At 40.0% G+C, this 11,995-nt stretch carries 12 protein-coding genes; 3 read left to right on the top strand and 9 right to left on the bottom strand.

What is annotated here, in order from left to right; genetic code table 11:
- Positions 1-290 precede the first annotated feature (290 nt).
- Positions 291-1,034, bottom strand: coding sequence for a GTP pyrophosphokinase (locus tag AC1D7X_RS06460; RefSeq protein ID WP_495455964.1), 744 nt, complete (start codon positions 1,032-1,034; stop codon positions 291-293).
- Positions 1,035-1,283: 249 nt separating this feature from the next.
- Positions 1,284-2,978 (bottom strand): glycoside hydrolase family 13 protein, encoded by a 1,695-nt coding sequence (locus AC1D7X_RS06455; protein WP_495455963.1) that lies wholly within the window; start codon positions 2,976-2,978, stop codon positions 1,284-1,286.
- A gap of 130 nt (positions 2,979-3,108) precedes the next feature.
- Between AC1D7X_RS06455 and AC1D7X_RS06450 the strand changes: the two genes are divergently transcribed.
- Positions 3,109-4,389, top strand: a complete 1,281-nt coding sequence (locus AC1D7X_RS06450) for an ArsB/NhaD family transporter (RefSeq protein WP_495474874.1) — start codon at positions 3,109-3,111, stop codon at positions 4,387-4,389.
- Between the two features lie 133 nt (positions 4,390-4,522).
- Here the strand turns inward: AC1D7X_RS06450 and AC1D7X_RS06445 are convergent, their stop codons facing one another.
- Positions 4,523-4,888: a zinc ribbon domain-containing protein gene (locus tag AC1D7X_RS06445; RefSeq protein ID WP_495455961.1), complete on the bottom strand. Its 366-nt coding sequence runs from the start codon at positions 4,886-4,888 to the stop codon at positions 4,523-4,525.
- Positions 4,889-4,909: 21 nt separating this feature from the next.
- On the bottom strand, positions 4,910-5,839 hold the full coding sequence (locus tag AC1D7X_RS06440) for a hypothetical protein (RefSeq protein WP_495455960.1): 930 nt from the start codon (positions 5,837-5,839) through the stop codon (positions 4,910-4,912).
- 169 nt (positions 5,840-6,008) lie between these two features.
- Here AC1D7X_RS06440 and AC1D7X_RS06435 point away from each other — a divergent pair, with 169 nt between their 5' ends.
- Positions 6,009-6,725, top strand: coding sequence for a peptidylprolyl isomerase (locus AC1D7X_RS06435; RefSeq protein WP_495474873.1), 717 nt, complete (start codon positions 6,009-6,011; stop codon positions 6,723-6,725).
- Positions 6,726-7,378: 653 nt separating this feature from the next.
- Here AC1D7X_RS06435 and AC1D7X_RS06430 read toward each other — a convergent pair.
- Positions 7,379-7,675, bottom strand: coding sequence for a hypothetical protein (locus AC1D7X_RS06430; protein WP_495455958.1), 297 nt, complete (start codon positions 7,673-7,675; stop codon positions 7,379-7,381).
- Between the two features lie 394 nt (positions 7,676-8,069).
- On the bottom strand, positions 8,070-8,270 hold the full coding sequence (locus AC1D7X_RS06425; RefSeq protein WP_495474872.1) for a hypothetical protein: 201 nt from the start codon (positions 8,268-8,270) through the stop codon (positions 8,070-8,072).
- Between the two features lie 5 nt (positions 8,271-8,275).
- On the opposite strand from AC1D7X_RS06425, the gene AC1D7X_RS06420 reads away from it, so the two are divergent.
- Complete coding sequence (locus AC1D7X_RS06420) at positions 8,276-8,908, top strand: hypothetical protein (protein WP_495474871.1); 633 nt, start codon at positions 8,276-8,278, stop codon at positions 8,906-8,908.
- On the opposite strand, the gene AC1D7X_RS06415 is transcribed toward AC1D7X_RS06420, so the two are convergent.
- From AC1D7X_RS06415 to AC1D7X_RS06405, 3 genes are all read right to left on the bottom strand, one after another.
- Positions 8,835-9,767: a serine/threonine protein kinase gene (locus tag AC1D7X_RS06415; protein ID WP_495455955.1), complete on the bottom strand. Its 933-nt coding sequence runs from the start codon at positions 9,765-9,767 to the stop codon at positions 8,835-8,837. The two genes, AC1D7X_RS06420 and AC1D7X_RS06415, sit on opposite strands and share 74 nt — an antisense overlap.
- Positions 9,768-9,924: 157 nt before the next feature.
- Entirely contained in the window at positions 9,925-10,740 is an 816-nt protein-coding gene (speD, locus tag AC1D7X_RS06410; RefSeq protein ID WP_495474870.1) for an adenosylmethionine decarboxylase, read from the bottom strand.
- A gap of 375 nt (positions 10,741-11,115) precedes the next feature.
- Positions 11,116-11,946: a VanW family protein gene (locus AC1D7X_RS06405; protein ID WP_495455953.1), complete on the bottom strand. Its 831-nt coding sequence runs from the start codon at positions 11,944-11,946 to the stop codon at positions 11,116-11,118.
- Between the last annotated feature and the right edge of the window lie 49 nt (positions 11,947-11,995).

The raw sequence follows: 11,995 nt of genomic DNA, 5'->3' as shown, positions 1-11,995 counted from the left end.
AAGAATCGTAGATTCGGCTTCATCGTCCTTATAAGGACGGTATCCGTTTCAACGAGAAATATAAGAATTAAGTATGAGATTAACTTAAATTTTCTTATATTTAAATAAACTCGCTCTCTCTCGAACGAAATTTTCTTAGCGTACAATCAGTCCATATGGAGTTTTATTAGTTAAGAACATACCCCGTCATCAAAATTTCTCCCCTTTGGTTAGGATGAAATTAATTTACCAATATTCCCATCTAAAGTCAATGGGCAGATGGATGGCTTTATAATTGTATCTGCTGCAATTTACCGGCTGCCATCAAGTAGCTTCATAAGATCTGTGGGAAGATGAAACTGCTGATTATTAATCATAATCCGTTTCAATTCATCCATGGAACCTTCATGTTGAGCATCCTTTATTTCTTGAATCTCATCATTAAGTCGCTCCATCTGTATGTCTAACGCATTAGCAGAATCTGCAGCAGCCTTCAACTCTTGGATAAGTTGTTCGGGTACAGATTGATTATACTTGTAGAATATTTTGTGCTCTAGACTTGCCCAGAAATCCATGGCAATCGTACGAATCTGTACTTCGACACACACATGTTCCACGCCATCCGATAGAAATACGGGAACTTGAAGCAATAAATGAAGACTCTTATACCCATTGGGCTTGGGATTCTTAATATAATCTTTCACTTCTAGGATGATCAGGTCATCTTGCTTCTGTAACATGTCTTGGATGCGATAAATGTCTGAAATGAAAGAGCACGTAATACGCAGACCAGCAATGTCTTTAATATTATTCCTCATACCTTCAAAGGATAGATCGAAATTTTTGCGAACCATCTTTTTCATAATACTCTCTGGTGACTTTAACCGCGACTTCGTATGTTCAATGGGACTATAATCATGTAATGTCTGAAATTCTTCCTTCAATATTTCAACTTTCGTCTCCATTTCATCTAATGCAAACTTATAAACCATCATAAACCGAGTAATATCATGCTTAAATTGTTTCAGTTGTTCGATCTGTGATTGAGTGTTCATTTCTAACTTCCTTCCATGGGTCAACAATAGATAAAAGAAGTCCCGCTACAACTAATACCTTTGTCTTAAGTATAATCATCCGTGATCATCTTTTCAATTTTAGCCATCACCAAAAAAAGACTGATCCGATACAAGACCCGCAGAAAATCCATAACTGGTGTAACATGCCGCAATGATAGCCAACTGTCCTCACCATCACAGTCGTCACATCGTATATGATCCCTTATTCTCTGCAAATCTCCACGATTACTACTTCGTAGTCATCCGATACACCCTAGCTTCGTATGGACGAAGAGGTAAAGACTTCAGATCCTCCTCACAACGTACCTGATAGTTAGAAATGATCACGTCGCCTATACTCTTCTCATCCAAATGGTTTGGCAGCTCGAAAATGGACTCTTTTTCAAAAAAATTCAATATAACAAGCAGATGCTCATGCCCTAAAGTCCTTGTAAATGCATAGATCTCAGAATGTAAAGGAAGGATTAGCTTATATTCACCATACACGATGACCTCATGCTCTCGTCTTAACTTGATCAGTTTACGATAATAATGATAGATCGATTGAGGATCGTTAAGGCTCTGGTCTACATTAATCTCACCATAGTTAGAATTGATTGCGATCCAAGGTGTGCCTATTGTAAATCCTGCATTCTCGGTGTTATTCCACTGCATGGGCGTACGCGCGTTGTCTCTGCTCTTGTCCCATAAAGCTTGCATAATCTTCTCTTCCGGTATTCCTTGTCTCATCGACTGTTCATAATAATTTAACGTCTCCACATCTCGATAATCATCAATGGATTGTAAGTGAATATTGGTCATGCCAATCTCTTCTCCTTGATAAACGTACGGCGTTCCTTCCAGCATATGATTGAAGGTCGCTAACATCTTCGCTGACTCCACTCGATATTTCCCATCATTACCGAAACGAGATACGGATCTAGGCTGGTCATGATTAGATAAGTAATTGGCATTCCATCCGTCTATGTGGAGAACAACTTGCCAATGGCTAATAATCTTCTTCAGTTCAAGTAACGTCCACGCTCTTCTCTCCCATTTCCCAGTTCCAGAAGATTGTGAATCTAACTTCATATGTTCAAATTGAAATACCATATTAAGTTCACTGCGCGATTCGCCGACATAATCCAGTGCCTGCTCTGGACCAATCCCAGATGTCTCTCCAACTGTCATAATGTCATAGTGAAACAGCACGTTGTTATGTATCTGATGTAATGCTGTATGCACATTCTCTAGATTGGAGAACATGTCATAAGCTTGTACTGTGGGCAGATGGTCAGGATTAATTGCATCAGGTAGTCCTACTGCCTTTACAATATGTGCGATAGCATCAAAGCGGAAACCATCAATCCCTTTTTTGAGCCACCAATGAATCATGTCATAAATATGATCAACAACCGCGGGGTTCTCCCAATTCAAGTCCGGTTGATGTTTCGAATACAAATGAAGATAATATTCATCGCTACTCTGGTCATATTGCCATACAGAACCACTGAAATAAGACTCCCAATTGTTGGGTGGTCCCCCATTCTTCCCTTTACGCCAAATATAGAAATCTCGCTTCGGATTATCTGTTGAAGACCTGGATTCAATGAACCATGGATGCTCATCTGACGTGTGATTCAGAACAAGATCCATCATAATCTTCATGCCGCGCGCATGGGCCTGAGTGAGTAGACTATCGAAATCCTCCATCGTCCCGAAATCACTCATGATGTCACAATAATCACTAATATCATACCCATTATCATGATTAGGTGACTTATATACAGGACAGAGCCATAACACTTCTACACCGAGATTCTGTAGGTAATCAAGCTTAGATATAATCCCTGGAATATCCCCTATCCCATCACCATTACTATCCATGAAGCTTACGGGATATATTTGGTACACAACACATTCCTTCCACCATTGTTTAATCATTTCAATACTCCTTGTTGTAAATTTCATTATCCTCTATAATGGCACTATTGATTTATTAGATGACAGACAGCCTGCCATGAGCGGGCTATTTCTGCCGTTGTTGTAAACCCAAGAATTATAGGAGGCTTGTATGGAACACCAGACGATTCTAGCTGTAGGTATCTTCCTCATTGCATATGGATTTATCATATCCGAAAAAATACACCGTACGATCGTAGCCATGATTGGCGGTATCCTTATGGTCATCTTAGGAATTGTTGACCAAGAGACCGCATTACATCATATTGATTTTAATACCTTAGGTCTCCTGATCGGTATGATGATTATGGTCAACATTACGGCTGAGACGGGATTATTTAAGTACATTGCGATTTGGGCTGCAAAGAAGGCCAAGGGACATCCCATTCGTATTCTGATCTCACTGACTGTCATTACAGCACTATCATCAGCATTCTTAGATAACGTAACGACTGTATTGTTAATGGTTCCCGTTACATTCAGCATAACCCGTCAATTACGAGTTAATCCTTTTCCATACTTATTTGCTCAGATTTTAGCTTCTAACATTGGTGGAACAGCCACGATGATTGGGGATCCACCGAATATTATGCTCGGAAGTGCTGTAAAAGAATTAACGTTTATGGCCTTTATTGAGAATCTAACGCCAGTTATCATCATTATTATGTTAGTTATGATTCCTGTTCTTATTCTCATTTTCCGTAAACAATTGAAGACAACACCCGAGTTAATGCAGGGCCTGATGGACATGGATGAGAAATCCGTCATCACGAATCATACACTCCTTATCAAATGCTTGACGATGTTAGGAGCTACGATTATCGGGTTCTTCACACATCAAATGCTACATCTAGAATCAGCTACCGTTGCTTTAACCGGCGCTTTTCTATTGCTTCTTCTAACGGGTGAACATTTCCTTGAGGAGGCTTTTGCCAAAATCGAATGGACAACCATATTCTTCTTCGTCGGATTGTTCGTACTCGTGTCAGGGTTAATTGAGACGGGTGTTATTACTGCCTTAGCAGAACATGCTATAGCTCTTACAGGGGGCGATGTGGCATCCACATCTATGCTCATCCTATGGCTAAGCGCTATCGCCTCTGCTTTTGTAGATAACATTCCCTTTGTTGCCACCATGATTCCCTTAATTCAAGATATGGGTTCGATGGGTATAAGTAATCTCGAACCCGTATGGTGGAGTCTTGCTCTAGGGGCTTGCCTAGGTGGGAATGGGTCCTTAGTTGGGGCTAGTGCGAATCTCATCGTCGCGGGGTTATCTGCCAAAGAAGGACAACCCATTAAATTTATGACATTTCTTAAATACGGATTCCCACTCATGATTCTGTCTATTGTCATTTCAACGATCTATATCTATCTTCGCTATTTGTTGTGATGCATTGCATACGAAGAATCGTGTCCTATAGTTGAATCATTCGGATAAACACAAACCAAAAGCAGGACCATGAAATAGGATGGTCCTGCTTTTGGTTTACACCTTTATTTTTTCAAAAAAAATGTGAAACGTATCAATCAATATCAATCACTTCAAACGCATGCCCACATGCTGGGCAATAACGTGCCGTCATCGGAACTTTTTCACCACATGCACATTCTTTCTGATCACCCACATAACCAATATGCTCCTGGTTCTTCTGAATCTCATCTTTCAGCGTAAGTATTTCCTGTACTAAGGATTCTAGTTGTTCATCATTCAATGCTTGATCCTTATTCGTTAATGACTGAAAGACGGACTTCCCAATCTCTTGGTACCGTTCTTCGATCTCCCTCTGCTTAGAGCTGTTCTGCATCTTAAGACGATTAACTTCTACAGCGATCTTAGCCTTATTTCCTGCTTCAGACACACCTGATTTCAATTTATCAAAAAAACTCATCGTTCCTTACCTCCTTAGGTTCTATTCAACTTGTTCAAGGGCCGTTACGTATTGATCATTCACCGTTGTAAGCTCAGACTCTAGCGTCCTATGTTCATTCTCCAACTGTCGAAGTATCTCATTTATGGCGTACAACTTATCTTCCACTTGATCTAATGTATCATTAATTCTCCCTTGGACCATCCAATCCGTGATGAACCCATCGAAGAAATAATCACTGAATTTAAGAAAGTCACCCATATCAATCTCAATAGATGTCGTCATCTGTACATCTCTCAGTTCTTTTGAGAATCGGCTCAATTCCCACTGTGCACCGTGGATATAATCCATGGCATCATCAATATTGTTGTGCTTCAAATGGGTCGATATCATTCCGCCACCAAGCATATCATAAGTACCCCAGTTTCTCGCCTTCTGAAGTCCATCTGTTGCACGTTCCAGATTCTCCACGACCAAGATTCCTGCTTGAATTGCTTCCTTCAACTCTTTCATAGTTCGTGTTAGTTCCGTTTGTCGGTCAACAAGCACCATCAGTTCCGTATTATTATGCAGAATGGATTGTTCCTTTTGGCGTAAGATTGCTGCATATTCCACCTTCCAACCTCTTACTTGAGAGAGATCTTGATGCACCTTTTGTATCTCGTCTTTCGTAGCCTTCAACGTACGTAACGCTTCATCATATTTCGCCTTCGCTTCAATAACCTCAAGCTGTTCACGTTCGAGCTTATCTTCTTTCTTACCCAACATACTGTAGATTAGATTAGATAACGTCATACCTGTCAGACTCTCTACATCATGTTCTTCCTCGTCGAGCCGCTGTTTCCAGTTCTGCGCTTCACTCTCATACCGAGATAAGTCCTGTTCTAGCTCTGCAATGCGCTTTTCCCACTTCTTGTACTTGCGACCTTGCTCTTTCACTTCCGCGAGACGTACATTTAAATCTTGAAACATGATGTACCCTCCAATCAATCATTCACATTATAAATATTAAACGTGACTAACCCTACATTGGTTTCATTTTTTGGTAGATGTAAGAAGCTCACTTGAGGTAAACTAGATTTTTCTGCAAAAACTCGATATGATAAGACAAGATTTGTAATGAAGGAGTGAGACAGCATTTATGAAAAAGAATTATGTATTATTGCCGTTAATTCTGCTTATTTCCGCAGCTCTATTACTGGGTGCTTGCGGTAATAACAACGCAAAATCCGGAGAGACAACATCGGATCAAGCGGCAGGTAACACGACAGAACAAACAAAGCCAGCTGAAGAAACACCCTCTGAACAGGCTCCTGCAGCACAGGAAGCAAAGAGTTGGGACAACCCTCCAGCTATGGAGATTGACGTCAACAAATCCTATGAAGCTGAAGTGACAACTTCAAAAGGAACATTCACCATCGAATTATTTGCTAAAGATGCACCAAAAACCGTCAACAACTTTGTATTCCTATCTAAACAAGGGTTCTACGACGACGTGATCTTCCACCGTATTATTGAATCCTTTATGATTCAGACCGGGGATCCACAAGGTACAGGCATGGGCGGACCTGGGTATCAATTCGAAGATGAGAAGACTAGTTATAAATATGAACCTGGTATTGTAGCTATGGCTAACGCAGGTGCAAACACGAATGGTAGCCAATTCTTCATCTGTACTGGTGATGATAGTGCTTCACTTAATAGCCAACCGAACTATACCATCTTTGGTAAAGTAACGAATGGAATGGATATTGTGAAACAGATTGCTGCTACACCTGTTGAAGTAGGTATGAGCGGTGAGATGAGCACGCCAAGCGAGAAGGTTCAGATCACAGGAGTTAAGATTAACGAGAAATAAATGAGACAGCTTACGGATGAAAAAGATGTCCGTACTAATGTAGTATTGGAATAGCAATAGACCTCGTGATCCCTTTATAGGATCACGAGGTCTATTTGTTGACTCCGATAATTCATAAGCCGACGACTATTACACTTTACTAAGCAAAGGTATGAACCCACTAATTCGGCACTCTAACGACGTCCCCACAGCCTACGGAAATAGCAATACCTGCTTGCTTCAATCTATTCACCTTTAAGGATACCAGCTTCATGTACAATTACCATTGATTTCATACTCTCCTCAGGCTATATCCGACACAGCCTGACTCACGACGGCGGCTGTCCCTGCTATCACTACAGTCCCTACCTCTTCTTCCTTACTTCCTTCTTCTTTAAAAAAATACTCCACTCATTTCGAGTGGAGTATATCTTCTCAATTCATCAATTATTCAGGTCTGTTAGTATTTCGTTGGTTGGTTGGTTTTATTGAGATATTAACCCAATAAAAATTCGTTCTCAATATTTTCAAATTCCTCATTTGCTAATTTATCTTAAAACTCACTAAATGAGATTGCTACTTGCGGAAGACATCGTTTTATTAAGTCATAAGTTAAGACAAGAGGTTCGTCATCAGAATAATTATTAGCAATTTCGTCAGGAATGTTAATGCACTCATATCGACTCTAGCCCCATTAATATTACCCCTCCGCTTAATGCAGGTAAATATTGAGGTTCAAAGTTACGATAAAATTCCACAATAGACTCTGGAACAGAGTATCTTTTTAAATCTTCTAAATCATCATCATTATAAAAGGCAGACCACTCGCTAAACGTCTCAAATAAATTAGTTAGATACTCTAAGTCTGCGGGCTTAGCTTCTCCGAATGCTTCTTTTACTTCAATCTGACTTATTCCATCTCTTAAAAAATTTTGTTCAAAAGTATGAACTATCTTATTAAATTCAGCCATTCTAAATACTCCTTTTATGTGCTTTCCATACTTGTTTAGGAGTGGCATTTTAATGGCCGCTCTTGCAGTTTGTGATCTTGTAATTTCAATCAATTTTTTTTGTATTGAATCATTGATATTTTTACCCGTCCCCTAAGAAGTAATCATAACCCCTACTGAAAGAAAGTATCCACCTTTTTTACCAATTATAACTACTATGTCATCCGACTTTTAGTCTCGTCAGTGGACTCGCCGCCTTGTTCTCGGTTTTGTACTTCATCATGCTATATATGATTGCTGTAGAATAATCTACAGTTGCGAGTAGCTTTGTAAAAGCGCAAGAACACAAAAATAAAAAACAAGTCAATCATGGTGGTTTCTGACCATAATCGACTTGTTCTGTGTAACTAATGCGTTATTTATGTGAATCAAAAAAGATGTGTTGCTTCACTGCGCTTATTTCTTCTGCTGATAAACCAGTATTTTTTGAAACCTGTTCAATATCTTCCATACCCACACTTCTAATCTCATCATAGTGCTTTGATGCAAGCCTGTAATTTGCTTCATCAAATATAGTCTCAAAGGTCGGTTTATAATTATCTATTCCCAGGGTCATTAGATATGACATTCATTAAAGAAGATGGGGAAATAGAACTCGATCTTGCCCCAACATTACTTGGATCTACGCTAACTTTAACACCCAAACGTACGGGGCAATCTGATATATCTCTTGTTGCCACAGATTCTGAAGGCGGAACAGTGACTGCTCTCTTCCACTTCTCGATAGAATCCAAATATACGATCTACAAAATCATTGGCGCTGCCGTGGCTGTTATTGTCATAGCTGGGATTCTTGTATTCTTCTGGCTACGTCCGAAACCTGAATTTGCTGGACGCCTAGAGGGCTACTTCTTAAATACTGCTAGCGTTACAGACATTCCAGTTAAATCATGGCCGTTAACTTCTTTTCAAGGAAAACACCTCTACTTAGAAATAAAAAAGAAGCCCTCCACTTCAATGATAAATTGTATATTACCTTTGAAGATGGAAAGACCGAAATTGAACTTCGTTACAAAGCAGTTAAACCCGTTACTACCATTTATACAGGAAACGATAGCCAACACTCCGCCTAATCCGAGTGTTGGAGCTCTCGTTCCTTCGAAAGTGAGTGCAATTCGACTTAGGGTTTACGACCCATTAGTCGGATCGCGCTTTTTTTGTGCATCATATATTCTGCTTGAAGTGCCACTCTAAACCATCGTAAAGAACTACATCTCTTATTCGCGGATAGCCCCAGTCCCCGTCGAATGACGCGTGACAAGACAGGTGAAATACCCCGATTCCCAGCACGAACCGAATCTAGCTTATCCTCAAATAGTCGTGTGGGTACAGCTGTAGGTGCCGAACCTAAACAACAAAAGTGCAAGGTAGCCGCTAAACTATAAATATCCGTGACAGGTGTCTGTAATGACTTCTCTGAATACAACTCAAGTGGTGAGTAACCGGCCGTAGTGAAGATGGGATATTCGGTATCAGAATCTGTATAACGAATAACAGACCCGAAATCAATCAATTTACCGCATCCATCCTCTCCGATCACAATATTAGAAGGCTTAATATCCCGGTGAACGTACCCTTGTTGATGAATGTATTCCAGCGCCTTGATCAAGGGAAGCATGATCGTTCGTAGAGATTCAGCATTCAACCCCTGATTACTCTTACTTACGAATCGTTCCAACGTTATCCCCCGACAATACTCCATCACTAGATATAGTGTTCCGTTCGCTTCGAAATCATCCTCATAACGTACCACGCCTGGATGTTGCAACTCTCGTAACGCCATTACTTCTCGTTGGAATGCCTCCTGTAACTTCATATACTGTGGAGAAAGAAATGCATTCAGACATTGGATCCTCTTCCCATCAGAAGAACGTCGAGCTAAGGCACTCGGAAAGAACTCTTTGATTACGCTAGTTGTACCAGTCTGCAAATGACGTACAATGTACACAACGGATAGTTCACTTTGAGATAAGACTTTGCGAATCTGGTATTGATGATCTGTTCCAAGCTTCGCATTTCGAGATAAAACGCCAGTCATCGATTCTTTTCTCACGGTTACCTCTCATTTCAACCCCTTCATGAAGGAAACAGCTCTCTACACTCACGGGTTTGATAGAATTGTGTCGAATAATTACATTCACACTTATAGTAACAGAGAACACATATATTTCCAAGCTTGGAATTCCAATTCAGAGCTTCAGATTTCAGACTTATCGCCTACGATTCATATTCTTCCCATAATAAATTTCATTCATTTCTTCCGTTATTCTCTCCGTAATCTTATCTTGTTCCATAGAGTCTAACGTCCCCTTCGTATACCCAAAGAGATAGTTATCTAAGTCGAATACTTTGAGCTTACATTTGGTATGGAATATATTCTCTTGATACACGTTAACATCGATCATGTCATATAGCCCACGGACTTCTTCGGGAATGTAATTTTGAATAGAGTTAATATCATGATCAATAAATAACTTGTGTCCACTAATGTCTCTTGTGAAGCCTCGTACCCGATAATCAATTGTCATAATGTCCGTGTCGAACGAATGAATGAGATAGTTGAGTGCTTTAAGGGGTGAGATCTCTCCGCATGTAGATACGTCAATGTCTGCGCGGAACGTACTTATGCCTTCATCGGGATGGTACTCAGGATACGTATGAACTGTAATATGACTCTTGTCTAGATGCATGACTACCGTTTCTGGTAATGGACCTGGCGATTCTTTAAAAGATTCCTTCGGTGCTGTTTCCACGGGGCCTTCGGATACGAGCATCGTTACACTGGCTCCTTGTGGGAAATAATCCTGCTTCGCAATGTTAAGTACATGTGCCCCAATAATGCTAGACACCGTCTGTAGAATTGTAGTTAAGCGATCCGCATTATATTGTTCATCAATATACTCCAGATAAGCTTCGCGTTCTTCTTTGGTTTTGGTATAGCAAATATCATACATATTGAAACTCAAAGATTTCGTCAGGTTATTAAAACCATGTAATTGTATCGTTTGTTCTGGTGTTATTTTCATAGGTCATATCCTCTCGTAGTTCCAACATTAAAGATCTAATATACCCTTTTCACCCGAAGTGAACTAGTACTGAATATTCACGCTCAACTATTTCTTTACCCAATACGTTCAGATTAAACACATCTCATTGGAACTACCTGTCTCTTTTCAACCAAGAAAAATACAATTCATTCTCAGTGGTTTCTAGCTATAATCTATGCTGTTCCACTTAATCTGGTAATCGGATATGACCCTAAAATTTGCAGATTGGCAAATTCACCAAAGTATCCCGATATCGTCGGGTTACAAGATGCAAAACAACTCCTATTCCAACTACTGTGGAATAAGAGCTCTAGTCTTTTTTATGTTAAGGGTCTTCTCTTGTTGATTCTTAAGTTATATATCTTTCTCCACTTTAATCTTCTGCTCCGGTCCCTTCAGTAACGGTTGATACATCATAATTGCATGATTCTCGGTAATGAATTGATCATCTATTAACTCTCTATGCTCATTGTACTTTTTACGATGAATAATATTATGCCGCATATACCCCCCCCACGGCTCAAGCGTAATCCGATGATCTCTCTCGTACACTTCATATGTATAAGGCTCCGGCTTCATTGCTCTCCATTCCCCTACTAAATCGTTAGCGTCCATGTATAGGCATAGTTGATATGGAACGTCAGTATCATTACGAATCTGAAGATCCAAATAATTATATGCACAAGTCGCGCCACTACCGAAAGGCTGCGTCCTTCTCGCATCTGGGAACACATCGTAACTATGTCGGTGTCTTTCCGTTATCGTTAACGAAGTATGTAATGTAATCCAGTAAATAAGGTTCGAGCATTGGCATAGTCCACCACCTACACCTGCTTTGAAATCCCCATAGAATAGTACCATTCCCTCTTGATAGCCCTTACGCTTGGTAGGTTTGCCAATCCGCTTCCAATAAGAGAATGTCTCTCCAGGCTGTAGGATAATGCCATTTAATTGCTTCAATGCAATCTTCAAGTTAATCACTTTATTATGCTGCAACCACATATCCACGTTCTTCAATTCTCTTAGTAATGGTGTGTTATGCGAACTCACTATGTATTCTAATCGTTGTAGAGATATCTTCTTTGCATATATTTCTCTTCCACACACCCACTTTAGATACCTTCGATAGACGAAATAGTGTTTCCCTACAAAAACTCTCAGTGGCGATCTTTTCTTGGGCTTCATCAGAGATCCTCCTCAGTTTAAAGTTTCCCTTTCTTCTCGCAACATCCCT

Source organism: Paenibacillus sp. Y568, from assembly GCF_059445545.1.
Note: the sequence above shows the minus strand (reverse complement) of the source record. Positions and strands in the feature narration are given on the sequence as shown.